Raw genomic sequence first — 17,509 nt, 5'->3', positions numbered from 1 at the left:
TCTTACACAGTACACAGTTTTATGAAAATAAGTACATACGTATCATTGACTTACGAATTTACCGAAAGGACTCAAAATCCGCCGAGGGCAACCTCGTGGGGGTTCGCCCCCCCCTCCCGGCACCAAGAGAATAAAAGACTTATGAGCGAAATGGCCTCTCAGTGCGAGAGGCCATTTTTCTGGTGGCTGTTTTGATGGCTGTTCGTTTTAACGAGTTCGGCTTTTTGGGTGGGCATCTCGACCCAAAGCAGCATCGTTGAAATCCTCACGATCTGAACGGCGGTTCAGGCAGGCGTTTGGCGGTAGACATGGCTTACGTCCTCCAGCTAAAGATCGGTGAGCAGATTCCAGTGCGCTGCGGCCCTGGGAACAGTGTCAACGGAGTCAATGCTGCTCGGCCTTGGAAAGCTATTCCTTACAAAGCGTGCCCTCGTTCGCCAAACGAGAACATCCAAAACGGCAACACAGGCGGCGAGCACGCCAAAGCTACGAATGTCAGCGGTAGACTCAGCAGCTCGACGACCAAGCTCGGCGACGAATGCGAGCCGGTTCTGCCGATCTCTGAGCTTCGCCTCCTTCGTCAGCCAAGCCCAGTTCAACTAGGGGAACCCTTAGAACGGCACTGTCGCTTTCCAAATGGACTCAGGTGGAGGCAGCGCAACGCTTACCGAGTTTGGCCACTAGAATGGCTTCTCGTTTCTAACGGAAGAACGGCTAATCTCTGTTCGTGGCTGTTTTGGTGGCCGTTGGATTCTGCTAGAGACTATTCTGCCGACGCGAAGTGCGCGACGATTCCTCGCTTCATGCTCCCCGCAGAGGACTCCTGCTATCGCTATATTGTTTACATGCCCGCAAATCAAATTGTGCTCGTGACCGTTGAATCGTGGGAGGGATCCCGACAAGCAAAACGAAGGCAGTGGTCGCGCTGAAATGGGATAATTGGGACGATTTCGGTTTTAAAACCAGCTTTCACGCACAGCTCCAAATACCTGGCAAGAAGCTCCTCGACCTCGGTATTGTGAAGATTCTTCGGCTGGAACAGGAAGGCGGACGAACTTCCTTGAAGGAGAGGCAAAATGCCCTCCAGGAAGATTATTGTTCGCTAGGCCAGAGCTTGGCTTACTACGAGATGTTGCGCAAGTTGGGTTCTTGGTATCGCCCGTATCTCGAAGCCATGCGCGATGTGGTCTTCTCTCCGATTATTCTCAACACATTCCGTAGCCAAACTGGCTTCTCGAATTCGCTTCTTCGCTCCAGCGGAGCAGAGATAGCGCTCGATGACGGGCCCAAATTATTTCAGGATGGGCACGAGGTAGCCCCATCAGGGCGCTGAGACGAATTGGATTTCACCTTCATAACAAGTGTCGGCGGAAACGCATTCAGCTTCCAGGTAACTCTCCGCGCGGGTGAGTTGCAAGAGCGCTGTGCTGTTCTCATCGGCTACAACGCAACTGGCAAAACAAAATTGCTCGCCAATATTGGCATGATCGCTTCGCGAAAAGGCGACGATCCAGACAGTGGTCGTATTCGAAAGTTATACGGACAATTCACAGGTCCCCCCCAACTCTTTCCGGAGTTCTTGCAATTTCCTACTCGGCGTTCGACACGTTCGAGATCCCACTCTCTGAAGCTAGCAGTTCGTCGGAGACACGCACACGGGAAGATGCAGAGGGACAGCGTGGTTACGTTTACTGCGGCCTCAGAAAAGACAGCGAAGACTCATTTGGCCTCAAAGGTTCTGAAGAGCTTGTGATCGAGTTTCTTTCGGCGTTGGAAAGATGCAAGACCAGAGATCTGAAAGACCGATTTCTTCGTTGCATGACGGTACTGGCAGAAGAGCCTTAGTTGCAGGGGTATACCACTCTTTCGAGTCTGATGGAGCGGAGCCCGGATCGGTGTAAATCCTTTTACTCTGCCCTTAGTACCGGTCACAAGCTTGTTCTCAGAGTAGCTGCTCAGCTCGTAGGTTATCTGCAGCCCAGTTCCCTCGTCCTTTTCGATGAACCAGAGACGCATCTACACCCCTCCTTAGCTGCGGCACTGATGAAATGTCTGCGGTTGCTTCTTCAGGAAACTTCGTCATTCGCCGTCATTGCGACTCACTCGCCCGTTGTGATCCAAGAAACTCCGAGCAGAAATGTCTACCTGGTTCGGAGAAATGGAAAGTCAACCACCATCGAATCCACCTCCATTGAAACGTACGGAGAAAATATTGGCATCATCACTTCGGAAGTGTTTGATCCTAATGCGTCTGAAAGTGACTATCGCCACACGCTCCAACGACTTTCCACTCATTCCATGGATGAAATCGACGAACTCTTCGCAAAACCACTGGGGGTGCAGGCGCGTAGCTATATTCGATCACTGCAGAGGCCGGCGAAGTGAGAATGCTTCTTAGGCCCGCCGAAATTGATGATCGTCAGAACTTCATCCAAGCTTTAGACGTGGGCGACACAGATGTCATCCTCGGGACTTACAGGCGCCGCATTCTTCTTTCGTATACCCGTTATATGAGTTGTGCTCCATCGTTTTCTGCCTACAACGGAGTTGCTCTGTCGCCATTAGCGAAGAAGAAAATGCTAAATATCTATGAGCGAACAAATGGAGGTAGCCTCGCGCATATCAGGGAGGTACTGAAGCGCAACTGTCGAAAATGTCCTTTCTGCAACATCTCTACCGCATGTGAGCTCGATCACTACCTCGCAAAGGACGACTTTCCTTGCCTCGCTATCTTTTGTTGGAATCTAATTCCATTATGCGCAGAATGCAACAAATTGAAGCTTGGTGGAACTAATGGCTCATTCGTACATGCGTATTATGATCAGTTTCCTGCTACACCGTTTCTCATCGCAGATATAGATTTTGAGCCGGGTCTCGTCGTGACGACTTTCAGATTGGAAACTCATGGCATCGCACAGCTACTTGCCAATCGGCTAACCAATCACTTTCAAGTCCTCGATTTGGCAAGCCGGTATTCGCTTGAGGCCCAGGAGCGCCTCTCGGCGTTCAGGCTTTCGCTACCTGACACGTACGAGAGTGGCGGAATACAGGCTGTTCGGGAAGATCTCGGTAAGAAGAGGACAGAAGCTCTACTCTATGGCCCCAACCATTGGGAATGCGCCCTGCTGACGGCGTTGATAGCCTCCACGCAGTATTGTGACGGAGGTTTTTCAGGCATTTAACTGATCGCATAACGCTTCACCAATCGAGTAGTGAAGGACTGCTCATCACTTTGTGTTTATTGAGGAGATGCGATCAATGACGGAAAGACGATGTTCTGGGGACAGGTGACTGTAACGCGCGGACATTGTGATCGTTTTGTGGCCTGCCAATTCCTGAATCTCTTTGATCGATGCACCCGCCATCGCAAGCCACGAGCAAAATGTATGCCTGTTGCAGTGCCAAACGTAGCCCTCTATCTCTGCGTCCTGCAGGCATGGGACGAACCAAGAGCGCGCTTCGAAGCGAGGGCCTTGCCGAACGAAGACCGGAGAGATCAGCTGGCACACGTTCCGCCACACGTACCGTTCGTGGCTGGACGAGACCGGAGCTCCGATGAAGGTGCAGCAGGAACTGATGCGGCATGCCTCCATCCAGACGACGATGAACATCTATGGACAGGCGATGTCTTCATCGAAAAGAGAAGCGAATGGGAAGGTAGTCGAGATGGTGCTCAAGCCTGTTTTGGCGAGCGCCTAAATCGGCGATTTTCTTATTGGGAGATATTGGGAGTTTGTTTGAAAAGTCCGATCCTTGTAAGTGATTGAAAGGATTGGTTGCGGGGGTAGGATTTGAACCTACGACCTTTGGGTTATGAGTGAGAGTATAAACGTAGTTTCAACGAGTTGCAAGGCCCGATCGGGAGCCTTAAGTAGCTGTAAGTCGTTGAAAAGACATAGAGCGATTTTTTGGTCCGGGTCGAAACCGGGTTGAAAACCCAACGACCTTTGGTTCCCAACCCGGTGAGAGTCACTTTCGCGATACTTTGACGATACCTGAACGGGACTCTATACTGCATGTAGAGGTGACCTAAAATGTTGGCGACTTCTACACTCGCGAGTGCCGATCCCGCTCTCTTCAATCCACAGTCAGGACGCCTTGATGCGTCGCGCATCGCGAGTGAAATTCAACTGCCCGTCTCGACAATCGCCGAGGCCATCGGCAAGAAGGCCCCAAGCGTTCGCAAGCATCCCGACGCAAGCAGCCTGCAGCCAGAGCTTCGCCGCGTTTACCGCATCTGGGTGGCAATCGTGGAACTCTATGCCGGGAACAAGAAAAGCGCACGGATATTTCTGAACGCGCCAAACAAGCATCTCGAAAATCAGGCCCCCGTCGAGTTCATCGAAGGCGGCGACCTCAAACCCCTGGAGGCTCTCGTCGAGGCCATGACGACGAGGCAGCCAGCCTAGCGAGGGCGACCGTGCAATCTCCCGATCGACTTTTGCGAGCTTTAGAGAACGCCCCAGTTCAGGCGTTTTCGGGATTTGTTTATCGGATCATCGCCGAACGGCATCGGGATTCTCCTCTATCTGCCATTGGCTCTGTCCGATCCGGTGGTCGCTACAACGCCCCAAATAGCTTTCCCGTTCTCTACTGCGCCGATAGCCAAATGACCGCGATGCTGGAAGTGGATGCTCTTTTCACAACCGCAGATGGACAGTTGAAAGGGGCGCCTCGAGATCCTGATTTGGTTCTCTCGCTGCGTTGTAATTTGGCTCGTGTCCTCGACTTGACCGACGAGTCCTTTTACCGCGAGCTGGGAACGACTCGTCACGAACTCGTCAGCCTGTCGCCGTCGCGATTCATCTTGAACGCAAATGGGAAGGAGACGCCGACACAAACCCTGGGGGCAGCATGCTCTTTTAGCGGCCGCATCTCGGCGTTGAAGGGTTCCCAGTGCAGCGCACAGCAGCGGCTACTGCAGAAGTTACCGATTGGATGGCTCTTTTGATAGCTGGACGCGGCACGCCATATCAGAATCGAGCCCAAGGCAGGGTTCTGGATGGCTCGAACCTCTCTATTGAGAATCGCCATCGTCAGCTCCAGGGCTCAGAAGTTTTTTGTATTCCGGGTGCCAGCCCACATTCTCGACCTCAGCGAGGGCATGGAAGCTGCCAGGCGTAAAGAAGGGTGGAGGCTCGAGGCCCTGAAGTTTCTGTTGATGAATACCACAATCGGCAAGCAGCAGCTTGCCACGGTCCACGCCTGTCAGGTTCTTGTGAGTGATGTCGTGAACCGTTCGCTTGTTCTTCCAGAAAGACACGAGGGCCTCTTCATATTCGTCGAAGCTCTTGTCATGTACGATCCCTTGCTTGCTCCATGCTGATCGCTCCGCAGAAGCTCTCAAAAACTGATTGATTGCCTCGATCACATCCTCTTCGGAGCCTTCGATGAATTGAAGTTGGCGCACGTAGGTGCGTAACTGCTCCGCGGCAATCGTGTCCTCGGTCAGGTCAAGCGTTCCTGCGATTGCTGTCACCACCATCGCCATGCGAAGAAGTTGCTCTTGAAAAAGCGGCACACCGAGTGTTCGCTTCAGCGCAGACTCTAGCGAAGGATGCGGATACGTGATGGCCTCTTTCTTCTGACGTCGCCGCATATACGGGTGCATCATCTTGCCCACAATCGGGCCAGGCCGGATGATGGCCACCTGGACCACCACGTCATAGAACTTCTCCGGGTGGTTCCGGGGCAGCGAAGCCATCTGCGCACGACTCTCGACTTGAAACATTCCAACGGTATCCGCACGTTGCAACGTGCGATACACCTCGCCGTCCTCCGGCAACTGAGCGAGATCGACCTTTTCGCCATAATGCTTCGGAATCAGTTCGAGGCAATCCTTGAGAACTGCCATCATGCCTAAACCGAGCAAATCGACCTTGATGATGTGGAGATCGGCGCAGTCCTCTTTATCCCATTGCACGACGGTTCGGCCCGGCATCGAGGCGCGCTCCAACGGCACAATCGAGTTGAGCTGCCCTTGACAGATCACCATGCCGCCAGAGTGCTGTCCGAGATGTCGCGGTAAATCCTGAATCCTCATACAGAGTTCGAGATACTTCGCGATGCGTGGATGCTGTACATCGAAGCCCGCGTTTTGAAACGAGTGAGCCATCGTGTCGGTTGGACCACGCCACTCAAAGTGACTGACCAAGCTCGTCAGTCGAGCCAGCGATTCTTGATCGAATCCCAGGACTTTGCCGACCTCACGCGCTGCGGACTTGCCCCGATACGTGATGACATTCGCTGTCATGGCCGCGCCTAGCTCTCCATAGCGCTGATACACATACTGGATTGCCTGCTCACGTTTGTCCTCAGAGGGCAGATCGAGGTCAATGTCCGGCCATTCTCCGCGGCTTTCGCTCAGGAATCGCTCGAAGAGCAGTTCCATGCCCACCGGATCAATCGCGGTGATTTCGAGCGCGTAGCATACGGCCGAGTTTGCCGCGCTCCCTCGCCCTTGGATAAGAATGTCGTGGCGTTTGCAGAATTCCACGATGTCCCAAACGATGAGGAAGTATCCCGCAAACCCCAGCTTTGCGATCAGCTCCAACTCATGCGCCACTTGCTTCCGCGCACGGTCCAACAACCCCGCGTCGCGCTTTGGCCCATAACGGCGAACAACACCTTCGTCCACACGCTCCCGCAGAAAGCTGTCCATCGTTTCACCGTCTGGCACGGGGTATCGCGGAAACTCGTAGCCCAAAGCACTCAACTCAAACTGCAAGCGCGATGACAGTTCCACCGAGTTCTCCGTTGCTCTGCGAACATCCCGAAAGAGCGTCGTCATTTCTTTCGCCGAGCGCAAATGGCGCTGGTTGTTCACCGAAAGCAACCGCCCTGCTTTTTCCAACTCCGTGTGATTGCGAACGCAGGTGAAAAGGTCGAGGATTTCCCGGTCATACGCTGTGGCGTATCGAACGCCGTTCGTCGCAAGCAACGGAAGCCGAAGTGAAGCAGCAACTCGTATCGCTGCCTGATTTCTCCACTCTTGCTCCCGCTCACCATGCCGTTGCAGTTCAACGTAGACATTCTTGGGGCCGTAGATGCGGATCAAGGTTTCGACCACTTCGCGGCCAGCTTCCTCGCCATCGCGCATGAGCGCCGCCGCCAAAGGCCCTTCGTCGCCCCCCGTCAGGCAAACGAGTCCCTTGGCATACTGCTGGAGGTCGATGAGATTTGCAGCGCCTTCCTGCTTTGTCTTTTCACGCATTTTGAAGCGCGTGATGAGCTGGCAGAGATTTTGATAGCCTTCGCGCGACTCACACAGAAGGGAGACACGAGCGGGTTCCGGGAGATGCTGGTACGGCAGCCATGCGGGAGGCGTGAGCCTTGAACCCAGGCTCGACACGGCCACTTCCGCACCGACATGCGCCCGGATGTCATTCCGCTTCGCGCTGGTATGGCAACGCGCCGACCCATAGAAGCCATTGCGATCGAGCAGCGCAAGCGCGGGCATCTGCAATGCAACGGCGCGTTCTATCAATGCCTCCGGTTGGGAGCCTCCCTCCAGGAACGAAAAGGCGCTAGCGGCGTGAAGCTCGATATAGCGCTCAGTCATAGAGGGCCGCCATCTGCCAGCGATTTTGCAAAACATCGCGCACCATGCAGCAACAAAGCATCGCTCCGTCCTGCGCCCGAGCGACAAGATCCCACTGCTCGGCTGCCCACAGCGTGGGGTTCCACCAGTCGCCGCTTAACGTCCATGGGCCATAAGCGTGTTCGACGTTGTAGCGCTTCTCGCGAAAGTAGAAGGAAGTCGGCTTTGCGTGTTGCAAGGTCACCGAGGCCGTTTCCTGTGGTCGAAGCTGCCGTATCGACGCGCGGGAGTGCGGGCTGGTCGGCACGACCGACTCACCGGTAGGCACCGTGAATGGCTCTACGCGAAACGCTTCCGCCGCGTGCGTGTCCTGCAAAACAGCGCGACCCACGCAGTCCTCCCCAACAACCGCACGGATGCGCGCCAGTGTTACGTCGAGTCGAGATGCTTCAGGAAGCTGCGGCGAGAATAGGCCGAGCTGCATCTTGGTGGTGCTGCCTGGTTCCGCGTGAAGCATGACGCCGACAATCGCAGCCGAAGGCGGATGAGCTTCGAGGTCAAGGTGAAGTAACTTGATCCAGAGTTGTTTGTCTGTTGTTGGAAGAGCAGGCCGAACGGTGCGTATATGTATTCCGCCGCCATCGAGCGTGAGCGTCACCGTGACAGAGGCCAGCGACAGGATGCGGGCCTTCGCGCGAAGTATGAGCTGTTCGAGCATGACAGCAAGCCCAAACAACAGCGACTCCAATATCTCTACTGGGGAGTCGAGTTCCGCACGTTCTTCGAGCTTGAAGACCGGCTCGACTGGTTGAAAGAGGTGTGGCAGTCCACCTTGCGCCAGTTGCCGGAGACGGCGACTCTCCTGGCCCATCCGGGCCACAAGTTCTTTTTCTGGCAGGGCGGCCAACATGCCGAGCGTGTGAATGCCCCAAAGCCCGAACGTCTCCGTCTGCTTTTCCGTCAGGTCGAGCACCGATAACGGCAGAACGGCGAGTGTTGCAGCCTCACGCCCCGTTGCGATGACATGCAACGGAGTGTTCCGCGACAGCCCCTTGGCAAGACTCACTGCTGCGTGAAGGTTCGTGCTCACCGTTACCGATGCGGAGATACCAAGGGCTCTCACCCGTTGCAGCAGATTCCGCGCCAACATGTCCGGTGGACCAAAGAGATTCTTTGTTCCTGCAATGTCGATGCCACAGAGGAATGCGTTTGCCTCGCTCCGATCTTCGACACGAGGCGAAAATGCCCCAGCGCATTCAAGCAACACGGCCTTCGTTGCTGCCTCAGATTGAGGCGAGCGCAAGAGAGCCACCGGCTCAGGAAAGGTATCGACCTCTACCCGCGTCATGCCGCGTTCCATGCCAAGCAGCCGAGCCTTGGTGTTCAGCGAACACACATGCTGGGTAGGCGCTTCGCCTTCCAGCACGACACAAGGTTTGGAATGCAGGTCGGGTCGAAGACGCAAAAGCGCCTGTGCCGGAAACTCCTTTGCGTAGAGACACGCATACAGTTCTGTCACTTGTGTCATCGCCGGCCTGCCCATGTCATCCGGCTTCGCCACGAGGCGGTGTTCACTCGCTGTGGCGGCTTGCGTATCGAAACGATGTTGCTCTCGTTCTGCGTGAACCGCTGTCGTGCTACCTCTGCGTGCGGCTGTAAACCAGTAAAGACCTTGGTTTCGTCAGCCAGGGAAGTTGCAGGACGCAGACGAAGCAATAGCTCCGCGCTGCTTTTCGCGCACGGATGCTGTGTCAGCAGCAGAATGCTGGACTGCGTTCGTTCGCTGGCAAGCCGATAGCGGTGCCACGTCGCTAACGGTACTCTTGAAGCGAACTCGGGAGCCAAGCTGCCCATATCAAGCACGATGGCACTGAAACCGCCGCCTTGGAGTAACAAGTCTGCCGATCGCAGCGCTTGCTCGATTCGCGTCCAGGGCTTGGAGGAACGCGCCGTACTTGTCACAGCACGACACGTTGCAGGACACACGGGTTCGACCGTCTGTTGCTTTGGCCGAATTGAGCGCTGCGGTTCCGCGCAGCGCGGCGCGAAGGCTTGCGGATGCAGCAAACCGGATACTGCCGTTGAAAGCCCATTGGCTTCCGTTCGTGGATGAGGGCCAAACCCACCCCCATGCAGCCCCTTCTTGATCGACGGAGGAGCCAGGTATTTCTCCGGCAAGGAGAAGTTCCGGCTCGTGGGTTCGACTCTGCCAGCTTGCACGCCGCAGCGCACCCAAAGAAGTCGTGCCAGGTCGACCCCGATGGCCGCTGCCGACAGCGGATCGAAGGTGTTGGAAACATCAATCCACGCACAGACCTTCCCGGCCTGCGTGACTTGAGCGAGAAACGAGAGAGCCAACGACGTTCTCCCGGAGCATTCCGGGCCAACCAGCTCACTCACCGCCCCAATCGGTAGACCCCCTCGGAGCACATCGTCGAGAGCTTCGATCCCTGTTGCGGCCACGGGCCGCACCATCTTTGCTTGCGGTGTCAGAGCGGACGGAATCTTCCGCGCGAGCGCGGATTCCACCTGCATTCGAATTGTGGCGGCGGAGACCATCGAGACACCTTCGCTTTATATTCGCCTTTAGTCCCCACCTTGAGTCAAGGGCAGAGCGCCCCATTTCGTGTGCAAGTCTTTGTAAGTCATAGATTTCAAGCAGGAAGTTTATTTTGCTGGAGTTCTATAATTGGATGAATGTGCTACTCGGCGCGTGTGAAACAGAACCTCAAACACCTCTCCCGCCGCTATCGTGCGGAAGTAGATTGGGCTGCGTTCGAGGACATCTTTCGCCGCCGCGCCGAGGGAGAAGACATCAAAGCCGCGCGCGACCTCCAGCGCAACTTTCAGAATCCCGAGACCGACACCGAACGCCGCACGGCCGAGTACATTGCGCGATACCTGAAGGACAAAAAGGCGGAATGGGAAAACGAGATCTTCGTCCAGCGGCGCCGCCTGGTCGCCGCTGAGGAATCGCTCACCAAGCGCGAAACAAAGAAGGCGAGAGAAGACCTGCGTATCGGCACCAAGAAAGTGCAGACGCTCCTTGACCGCCTCGCCGACCTTCGCCGGACTGAGCCGAACAACGAAGACGCGCGCATCTTTCCCATGACATATGCGCCCGTGATCCTCGCAGAGAACGGGCGCGCCGTGATTCGCCCCATGCGTTACACCTGCCGTCTTGCCGGAACACCCGAAGTTCATGACAAGAGGTTTCCGGGGACCTATAACGCACGTCGCGACAGCTTGGACGGCTACTGGCGTGAGATCTATGGCAAGCATCACGCTGTCATGGTCATTAGCGGCTTCTATGAAAATGTGCCGCTCCACCTCTACGAACACCGCGAGCTTGCGCCGGAGGAGAAGGAAAAGAACCTCGTACTGGAGTTCGATCCACAGCCTTCTAACGACATGCTTGTGGCCTGTCTTTGGGATCATTGGACCGACCGGCACGGCGTCGTGCTCGATTCGTTCGCGGCGATCACCGATGAGCCGACACCGGAAGTATCAGCAACAGGTCATCAGCGCACCGTCATCACGATTCAAGAAGCCTATCTATCCGAATGGCTGAATCCGGTTGGCCTCGCCAAGCAGCGTCTCGAACACATACTCAGCGATAAAGAAGTGCCTTACTACGTGCATCAGATCGCGGCCTAGCTTCTATGCGCGCTATGTAACGAAGGCAATTCAAAGTTGGCTGCTTTCTCCACCCGACGGAGAAAGACCGAGGGCCGGATATCCAAAGCAGTGCAGATATCGAATATGGAACGTAGCGATGGGTTGGTCTTGCCGCGTTCTATAAGACTGATGAAGGCTCTCTCGTATCCGGCCTTCGCCGCCAAAGCGTCTTGGCTCATTTTTTGCTCTGTGCGTCGCTTGCGCAGCAGTTCACCAAAGACAATAGAAGGATCGCTCTTCGGATTGGTTGTCTTTGATGTAGCCACACCTCACTGTGGCACCGCAAGTATATTACGCGCTGCGTATAATAGTTTCGGAGGCAGAACGGGGCATTGCGCAGCCTGCGATCACCCGAACAGCGGCAGTGACAGAGAACGGCAAACGACTCTGGGATAGCCGAATAAGAGCGAAATTCCTCACCGAAAGTCCTTCCAAATTGGGCAGTCATGCACTAACGTAATTTCCATCACACCGGGAGGACATCCCCATGATTGAATGCAGCGACCTTGCCGGAAAAGTCGTCCGGTCCGTCACACTCTTTGAAGATGGCAGGTACGGTCCAGAGATCATCATTGATTTCGAGGACGGTTCCAGCTTCAATGCCTGTCTCGGCGTCAAAATGACACTCGAAGCCAAGTGGACGCGCGATGAGGGTGGACAGCCACAGGTTTTGAAGGACTACACCACGCCCGCAATCCCTAGCTAATTCTTCTCCATTCCAAAAACTCTTTCTAGACACCCATGAAGGGAGGAAGTTTCCTCCCTTAGCTCTGGCCGCCCTGCGTCCTGAGCCACCCTCCTCAGCGGGACGTTCCTTCCCGCAACGCCCTCCCAATAGATCTTGCGTGCGAACGCACGCGAATAAGGAAACCAGGCCTCCCAAAGTCTGTATGTCTCTGCTCGAGTCGAAGCCCGGCTTCGGTTCTCCTGTAGAGAGGAGGACTTGAGACATGCAGACAGTCAGATCATTTGTTGGGATGGACGTCCACAAGGAGACCATCTCGGTCAGCGTCGCCGAAGATGGGCGGAACGGCCCCGTGCGGTTCATCGGCGTCATCCCGAACCAGCCGGACGACATCGCGAAGATGGCCAAGCGGCTTGCGAAGCACGGCGAGCTCGATTTCTGCTATGAGGCCGGCGGTTGCGGGTACAACATCTACCGCCAGCTCACAGCGCTGGGCCATAGTTGCACAGTGGCGGCGACCTCGCTCATTCCTCGCAAGCCAGGTGAGCGGATCAAGACCGACCGGCGGGACTCGCAGAAGTTGGCTATCCTGCACCGATCCGGCGATCTGACGAAGGTATGGGTGCCGGATGCGACGCACGAAGCTCTTCGCGATCTGGTTCGTGCGCGTGTGGATGCATCCATGCACCTGATGCGGGCTCGCCAGCAGTTGCTCGCCTTCCTCTTGCGGCATGGCCGCTCCTATCCGACCGGGAAGCACTGGACTCAGCGCCATCGATCCTGGCTGGCGGGTCAGACGTTTCAGCAGGAGGTTCATCGGATCGTCTTCCAGGATTATGTTGAGACGGTTTGGACGGCACAGGAGAGACGAGATGCATTGATCGAACGGATCGGTGCGATGACGGCGAGTTGGTCGCTCGGACCGCTCGTCGAAGCTCTGCGCGGCTTGCGTGGGATCGACCTGCTATCGGCAGCCACGTTCATCTGCACAACTGGCGATCTGAGCCGCTTCGAGTCGCCCCGTATGCTGATGGGCTACCTTGGCCTCGTTCCATCGGAACACTCCAGCGGCGGCAGCGTCCGTCGCGGCGGCATCACCAAGACCGGCAACCGGGAAGCACGGCGGATGCTGATCGAAGCCGCATGGAGCTATCGCTATCCGGCCCGCGTCGCCAAGGAGAAGGCTGAGATCCTCGTCCACCTGCCGAAGAACATCCGCGATATCGCATGGAAGGCACAGACTAGGCTCTGCGCTCGCTATCGAACCATGACTGCGCGAGGGAAGAAGCCTACCGTCGTCGTCACTGCGCTCGCCCGTGAGCTTGCCGGATTCATCTGGGCTATCGGTCAGGAGATGAGGACTCCGATGACGACCTGAGCCGGTTAGTTTCCACCTTTTCGGGTGGGGAACCGGGCGGCCGGTCATGGTGATCCTCGTGAGCCCCTTGGGCCGGAGTACATCCCGACGCCCGCGCTAAGTCCGAGGCAAGCCTGCGACGACACACGTTCGTGCGGTAGCCAACCCGCGTATGGAAGTTTGAGCGACTGTCGCTGAACGCCGCCCGGTTCCCGACCCGATAAGAACTTAAGAACAAAAACAACTGCGCTATTAAGGGATAAAAGCGCGGTCCGTGAATTCGTGTCCTTGACAGTGAACTAGAGACATGGAAGGGGCGCTGCCCCCCGCGCTCTGCAAGGCCATTCGCCCTCCGGGTTTTGGCTCCCCCACGCTGCGCGCGGTCCCCCCAAAAAGCTCCGCTCGAAGGCCTTTCCGTTTGCTACCCCCGCGTTCGCCACTTGGGCGTCCGGCATGTCCCATGCCGCCGCTTTGCGAGCGGACAAGCAAAAGCAACAGCAACCGCGAGGGGAGTAATAACCATGAGGAAAGCAAACACCAGCAACAGGCCGAGTATTTATCAGACCGTTACCGACCGCATAATTTCCAGCCTCAAAGCCGGGGTGATTCCGTGGGAGAAGCCGTGGAACACACCGCGCTTTAATGGCGGCCCCTTCCCGCGCAACTTCTATACGGGCAAACCTTACCGGGGTATCAACATCCTCTTGCTTTGGTCGAGCGACTTCAGCTCTCCGTTCTGGCTCACCTTCAAACAGGCGCAGGAGCTAAAGGGCAACGTCCGCAAAGGCGAACGCGGAACGCCCATCGTCTTTTTCAAGCAGCTTCCCCACGCCGCGAAGGACGACACAAAGACAGACGAAGACGAGCGCACCCCCTTCGTTCTCTGCCATTACACTGTCTTCAACATCGAGCAGTGCGACGGCCTCACCCTGCCGGAGATCGTGCAGCCCTCCAACGCGCCAGAGATCGACGAGGACGAAACCTGCGCAGCCATCGTGACCGGATGGGAGAGCCGCCCCGCACTCCATCTGACCAGCCCCACCGAATACCGCGCCTACTATCGACCGCGCACCGACTCCGTACACATGCCCGCACGTTCCCGCTTTGTGGATGCAGCCCACTACTGCAGCACGCTGTTTCATGAGTTAGTCCACAGCACAGGCCACGAAAGCCGCTTAAACCGCACCTTTGGCGACCATTTCGGGGATGAGCTTTACAGCAAAGAAGAGTTAGTCGCCGAGATGGGCGCGGCCTTCCTCTGCGCTATCGCTGGCATTGCCAACGAACACACCGACCGCAACACCACTGCCTACATCCAGAACTGGATTTCCAAGCTGGAAGAGGATAACCGCCTCATCGTCCATGCCGCTGCGAACGCACAACGAGCCGCCGATTGCATCCTCGGAGAAACCTTCGAGGAAAAGACCGATACCACCGACCGCGCCAACGACGAAGAACTCGCGGAGGTGGCGGCATGAAAACCGTTCTCGACATTCTGCAAAGGGCCGGAGGTTGGCACCACGGCCTACATCTTCACATCGAAAACCCGCCTTATATGGCGTTGGTCATCGAGGCCACTGACGAGTCCGGCCCGTGCGGGCTTGCCGCCCTCTCCGTCTGCCACTACGGACAACAGAACGGCGATGCCATGCGCGACCCCGAAATGTGCTTCGAGATTGGCTTTGCCGGGGGCGCACACCTCAACCCCTTCTATTGGCGCAACGATTACGCGGGCATCGAGCAGTGGAGCCGCTTCATTCGCGACGCCCATTACTGCTACCACACCCAGCTACACGCAGAGCATGAGCGCTTCGCCAAGCTGTGGGACAAGAACCTGCGACAGCAGGGCTTCGCAGATGCCTTCGAGCGGCAGCGAAAGCAACGCGCCTAACCCAACTTTCCCGCCTACGAAGCGGTGACAGGGCAGCGTGTCCGCTTCACAACCCCAACCACCAACCACAGCCCAAGGAGCGCATCATGCAGAACAGCAGCGAATTCCAATACATCGCCATCGACCAGCTTTTCGAATCCAAGACCAACCCACGCAAGACGTTCGACCAGAAGAAGCTGGAGGAACTAGCCGAGTCCATCCGGTCAGGCGGACTTATCCAGCCCATCGTCGTGCGTCCCAAAAACAACGCCTTCGAGATCGTTGCAGGTGCGCGGCGCTTCCGTGCGGGACAACTCGCAGAACAGTTCTCACTCCCCGCCCGCATCAAGGAACTCACGGATGCCCAGGCGCTTGAGTGGCAGCTTGTCGAGAATTCGCAGCGTGAAGACGTACACCCCTACGAAGAGGCACAAGGCTTTCAGAGCTTGCTTGACCTTCCGGGCTACGACGTTGCCGCGTTGGTCGAGAAGTCCGGCAAGAGTGCCAGCCACATCTATGCGAGGCTCAGTCTGTTGCAGCTTATCCCCGCAGTAGCAGAGGCATTCCAGCAAGAACGCATCACCGCCAGCCATGCAGCGTTGATTGCGCGTCTACCGCAGGAGCATCAGGCCGATGCGTTCGACAACTGCTGGCGCAAGGACTGGCAGGACAAGGAAGCGCACCTGCTTCCAGCCAAGCACCTGAGCGCGTGGATACAGACCAACCTTTACCTAAACCTTGCCGACGCTCCATTCGACCGCGAAGACCCAAGCCTGAACCCAACCGCCGGAGCTTGCGTCACTTGCCCAAGGCGGAGCGGATACAACACCTCTCTGTTTTGCGACGTGCAGGGCGACCAGTGCCTTGACGCGCCGTGCTATCACGGGAAAGTGGCTGCGCACCTTGACCGCGAGATTGCCGCTCATCCCGGCATTGTGCTCATCGAGAATGGATGGCGCAACCCCAAGGAGCAGCGACCGGGAGCCGTCCAACTCGGTCACGTTCGCCAGATCGAAACTGTCATCGACAACCCCGATGCCGAGCCCGTCATGCCCTGCGATGCCGCAAAACCCGCCATCATCGTCTACGGCAAAAACGTAGGCGCTACGCTTACTGTTTGCACCGACCGCGAATGCCCGATGCATGACCCCGAAACCGCCGCACGGTTGGCGGAAGAACAGGCAGTAAACCCCGTCCCGGTCATGGAACCTGCCCCAATAGAAGAAACCGAGGAAGAAGCCGCCGAGCGCGAACGCGAGTACGCGCAACGCAGACGGGAATACGAAGAAGAACAACAGAGGCGCGAGGAGGAGCGCAAACAACAAGCACGGCGCGAACACGAAGCGCATGAAGCCGAACGTAACCGCATTGCCGAGTTGCACAAAGCGCGACTCGCCACGGTAGACCGCATCGTCGCTAATGCTCCGGCGATGTTCACTGCGATTCAACTGAGGACGTTTCTTTCCGCCCTCATTCACCTTGACCCCTATATGTTCGAGGACATCGCCGAACAACAAGTCGCCGATGACGAGAACAACCAGCAGAGCGCAGAGGAAATACTGGGTGTCTTGCTTGCCAGCACTCCCGATGACAAGCTGACGAGGTTTGCCCTTCACTTAGTCCTCACGTCCCACGCAGCTATTCCGCGTCAAGGAGAGTTCGATATCCTCGCCGATGCCGAAGCCGCCTTCGTTCCGGTTCCGCCGAAGAAGGGCGGCAAGGGCAAGAAGACCAAAGCACCTACGCCCATCAAAGCAGCCAAGAAGCCTGTCGCAGTCTCAACGCCAGAAAAGAAGGACACAACCCGAAAGAAGGCAGCGTAACGCCACCTTCGCATCAAAGCCCCGGATTCGTCCGGGGCTTTCTCGCGGGCGCCTACAGGTCAAAGCACATTTCCAGACTCGCCGAAGCTGGAAGCGCGTTGGGGGATTTGGTGCAATACAGACTCCCTCCTGACGAGTGTCTTCAGGCGTTGGTTTGGGAGGAGTTCCTGCTCCCTGGCTCCAGCCGCTCCAGCGTCTTCCGCCACCCTCCTCAGCGGGACTTTCCCTCCCCCAACGCCCTCCCTCACAATCCCGGTGCGCTGGCGCGCACTTTTGCGGTGCCAAGCCTCGCTAAGGGGTGAGTGTGCCGGGACATGCGTTACGCTGTGTACCTGAGACATCCGTTATAAGCCCCTTGCGGTGGCGATGCTTGAGGGGCACGAGAAGATATTTATCTCCAGTCGTCCAGGCCGTGGGAATGTGGGAATCCCAAAGGGAGTTCCACAAAGTGTGGAAAGGGTGGAAAGCCGGCTCATGGCTTTCCACCCTTTCCATACTCTGTCATCATGGCCTGTCTTGCCGGCAACCTAGATGAATCAGTTACGCCACGTGGCCC

At 56.7% G+C, this 17,509-nt stretch carries 18 protein-coding genes and 1 pseudogene; 12 read left to right on the top strand and 7 right to left on the bottom strand.

Translation table 11 applies throughout. The annotated features are described in order from the left end of the window. Nucleotides 1-916: 916 nt before the first annotated feature. Nucleotides 917-1,333, top strand: coding sequence for a hypothetical protein (locus tag GRAN_RS16770; protein ID WP_128914108.1), 417 nt, complete (start codon nt 917-919; stop codon nt 1,331-1,333). 386 nt (nt 1,334-1,719) lie between these two features. Here the strand turns inward: GRAN_RS16770 and GRAN_RS26365 are convergent, their stop codons facing one another. Beyond that, complete coding sequence (locus GRAN_RS26365) at nt 1,720-2,016, bottom strand: hypothetical protein (protein WP_241654762.1); 297 nt, start codon at nt 2,014-2,016, stop codon at nt 1,720-1,722. Here GRAN_RS26365 and GRAN_RS27075 point away from each other — a divergent pair. Continuing rightward, nucleotides 1,972-2,385: an AAA family ATPase gene (locus tag GRAN_RS27075; protein WP_421800852.1), complete on the top strand. Its 414-nt coding sequence runs from the start codon at nt 1,972-1,974 to the stop codon at nt 2,383-2,385. The two genes, GRAN_RS26365 and GRAN_RS27075, sit on opposite strands and share 45 nt — an antisense overlap. A 2-nt stretch (nt 2,386-2,387) precedes the next feature. Then, on the top strand, nt 2,388-3,182 hold the full coding sequence (locus tag GRAN_RS16760) for an HNH endonuclease (protein WP_128914106.1): 795 nt from the start codon (nt 2,388-2,390) through the stop codon (nt 3,180-3,182). 45 nt (nt 3,183-3,227) lie between these two features. Here the strand turns inward: GRAN_RS16760 and GRAN_RS27070 are convergent, their stop codons facing one another. Continuing rightward, nucleotides 3,228-3,593: a tyrosine-type recombinase/integrase gene (locus GRAN_RS27070; protein WP_421800851.1), complete on the bottom strand. Its 366-nt coding sequence runs from the start codon at nt 3,591-3,593 to the stop codon at nt 3,228-3,230. On the opposite strand from GRAN_RS27070, the gene GRAN_RS26360 reads away from it, so the two are divergent. The 3 genes from GRAN_RS26360 to GRAN_RS16745 all read left to right on the top strand — a co-directional run bounded on the left by GRAN_RS26360 (nt 3,496) and on the right by GRAN_RS16745 (nt 4,951). Next, nucleotides 3,496-3,699 carry a tyrosine-type recombinase/integrase gene (locus tag GRAN_RS26360; protein ID WP_277751231.1) on the top strand — a complete coding sequence of 68 codons (204 nt, stop codon included), beginning with the start codon at nt 3,496-3,498 and terminating at the stop codon, nt 3,697-3,699. The two genes, GRAN_RS27070 and GRAN_RS26360, sit on opposite strands and share 98 nt — an antisense overlap. 335 nt (nt 3,700-4,034) lie before the next feature. After that, entirely contained in the window at nt 4,035-4,409 is a 375-nt protein-coding gene (locus GRAN_RS25555) for a DUF2384 domain-containing protein (protein ID WP_161571012.1), read from the top strand. A gap of 11 nt (nt 4,410-4,420) precedes the next feature. Continuing rightward, nucleotides 4,421-4,951, top strand: coding sequence for an RES domain-containing protein (locus tag GRAN_RS16745; protein WP_161571011.1), 531 nt, complete (start codon nt 4,421-4,423; stop codon nt 4,949-4,951). A gap of 66 nt (nt 4,952-5,017) precedes the next feature. On the opposite strand, the gene GRAN_RS27065 is transcribed toward GRAN_RS16745, so the two are convergent. The 4 genes and pseudogenes from GRAN_RS27065 to GRAN_RS16730 form a co-directional block, all read right to left on the bottom strand. Then, the gene (locus GRAN_RS27065; protein ID WP_421800849.1) at nt 5,018-5,410 is read right to left on the bottom strand and encodes an ABC-three component system protein; all 393 of its coding nucleotides are present in this window, start codon (nt 5,408-5,410) and stop codon (nt 5,018-5,020) included. Continuing rightward, nucleotides 5,408-7,561, bottom strand: a pseudogene (gene dnaE, locus GRAN_RS16740) (DNA polymerase III subunit alpha); the annotation flags it as partial. The gene GRAN_RS27065 and the pseudogene dnaE, both read right to left, overlap by 3 nt. Further along, nucleotides 7,554-9,068 carry a DNA polymerase Y family protein gene (locus GRAN_RS16735; protein WP_128914103.1) on the bottom strand — a complete coding sequence of 505 codons (1,515 nt, stop codon included), beginning with the start codon at nt 9,066-9,068 and terminating at the stop codon, nt 7,554-7,556. The pseudogene dnaE and the gene GRAN_RS16735, both read right to left, overlap by 8 nt. Continuing rightward, nucleotides 9,065-10,075, bottom strand: a complete 1,011-nt coding sequence (locus GRAN_RS16730) for a P-loop NTPase family protein (protein WP_241654853.1) — start codon at nt 10,073-10,075, stop codon at nt 9,065-9,067. Before GRAN_RS16730 ends, GRAN_RS16735 begins: the two co-directional genes overlap by 4 nt. A 180-nt stretch (nt 10,076-10,255) precedes the next feature. Between GRAN_RS16730 and GRAN_RS16725 the strand changes: the two genes are divergently transcribed. Beyond that, a complete protein-coding gene (locus tag GRAN_RS16725) occupies nt 10,256-11,197 on the top strand; it encodes an SOS response-associated peptidase family protein (protein WP_161571010.1) in 942 nt (313 codons plus the stop codon). Here GRAN_RS16725 and GRAN_RS16720 read toward each other — a convergent pair. After that, nucleotides 11,194-11,484, bottom strand: coding sequence for a helix-turn-helix domain-containing protein (locus tag GRAN_RS16720; RefSeq protein ID WP_206662780.1), 291 nt, complete (start codon nt 11,482-11,484; stop codon nt 11,194-11,196). The two genes, GRAN_RS16725 and GRAN_RS16720, sit on opposite strands and share 4 nt — an antisense overlap. Before the next feature lie 221 nt (nt 11,485-11,705). Between GRAN_RS16720 and GRAN_RS16715 the strand changes: the two genes are divergently transcribed. The 5 genes from GRAN_RS16715 (at nt 11,706) to GRAN_RS16695 (ending at nt 16,953) form a co-directional block, all read left to right on the top strand. Continuing rightward, a complete protein-coding gene (locus tag GRAN_RS16715; protein WP_128914100.1) occupies nt 11,706-11,924 on the top strand; it encodes a hypothetical protein in 219 nt (72 codons plus the stop codon). A gap of 244 nt (nt 11,925-12,168) precedes the next feature. Beyond that, nucleotides 12,169-13,281 carry an IS110 family RNA-guided transposase gene (locus GRAN_RS16710; protein ID WP_128914099.1) on the top strand — a complete coding sequence of 371 codons (1,113 nt, stop codon included), beginning with the start codon at nt 12,169-12,171 and terminating at the stop codon, nt 13,279-13,281. 500 nt (nt 13,282-13,781) lie between these two features. Continuing rightward, nucleotides 13,782-14,738: an ArdC family protein gene (locus GRAN_RS16705; RefSeq protein ID WP_128914098.1), complete on the top strand. Its 957-nt coding sequence runs from the start codon at nt 13,782-13,784 to the stop codon at nt 14,736-14,738. Continuing rightward, nucleotides 14,735-15,151, top strand: a complete 417-nt coding sequence (locus tag GRAN_RS16700) for a DUF6908 domain-containing protein (protein WP_128914097.1) — start codon at nt 14,735-14,737, stop codon at nt 15,149-15,151. Before GRAN_RS16705 ends, GRAN_RS16700 begins: the two co-directional genes overlap by 4 nt. Nucleotides 15,152-15,237: 86 nt before the next feature. Continuing rightward, nucleotides 15,238-16,953 (top strand): ParB/RepB/Spo0J family partition protein, encoded by a 1,716-nt coding sequence (locus GRAN_RS16695; RefSeq protein ID WP_128914096.1) that lies wholly within the window; start codon nt 15,238-15,240, stop codon nt 16,951-16,953. Nucleotides 16,954-17,509: the final 556 nt, after the last annotated feature.

The organism is Granulicella sibirica (assembly GCF_004115155.1).
In the GTDB taxonomy this organism is placed as follows: domain Bacteria; phylum Acidobacteriota; class Terriglobia; order Terriglobales; family Acidobacteriaceae; genus Edaphobacter; species Edaphobacter sibiricus.
The sequence above is the reverse complement of the archived record's forward strand: the minus strand, read 5'-3'. Positions and strand labels throughout refer to the sequence as shown.

Bases quoted from the DNA above. Each gene is read 5' to 3' on its own strand.
- GRAN_RS26365 (WP_241654762.1), bottom strand. From the start codon at position 2,016: ATGCGTCTCTGGTTCATCGAAAAGGACGAGGGAACTGGGCTGCAGATA.
- GRAN_RS16760 (WP_128914106.1), top strand. From the start codon at position 2,388: ATGCTTCTTAGGCCCGCCGAAATTGATGATCGTCAGAACTTCATCCAA.
- GRAN_RS27070 (WP_421800851.1), bottom strand. From the start codon at position 3,593: ATGGAGGCATGCCGCATCAGTTCCTGCTGCACCTTCATCGGAGCTCCG.
- GRAN_RS25555 (WP_161571012.1), top strand. From the start codon at position 4,035: ATGTTGGCGACTTCTACACTCGCGAGTGCCGATCCCGCTCTCTTCAAT.
- GRAN_RS16735 (WP_128914103.1), bottom strand. From the start codon at position 9,068: ATGACACAAGTGACAGAACTGTATGCGTGTCTCTACGCAAAGGAGTTT.
- GRAN_RS16730 (WP_241654853.1), bottom strand. From the start codon at position 10,075: ATGCAGGTGGAATCCGCGCTCGCGCGGAAGATTCCGTCCGCTCTGACA.
- GRAN_RS16715 (WP_128914100.1), top strand. From the start codon at position 11,706: ATGATTGAATGCAGCGACCTTGCCGGAAAAGTCGTCCGGTCCGTCACA.
- GRAN_RS16710 (WP_128914099.1), top strand. From the start codon at position 12,169: ATGCAGACAGTCAGATCATTTGTTGGGATGGACGTCCACAAGGAGACC.
- GRAN_RS16705 (WP_128914098.1), top strand. From the start codon at position 13,782: ATGAGGAAAGCAAACACCAGCAACAGGCCGAGTATTTATCAGACCGTT.
- GRAN_RS16700 (WP_128914097.1), top strand. From the start codon at position 14,735: ATGAAAACCGTTCTCGACATTCTGCAAAGGGCCGGAGGTTGGCACCAC.
- GRAN_RS16695 (WP_128914096.1), top strand. From the start codon at position 15,238: ATGCAGAACAGCAGCGAATTCCAATACATCGCCATCGACCAGCTTTTC.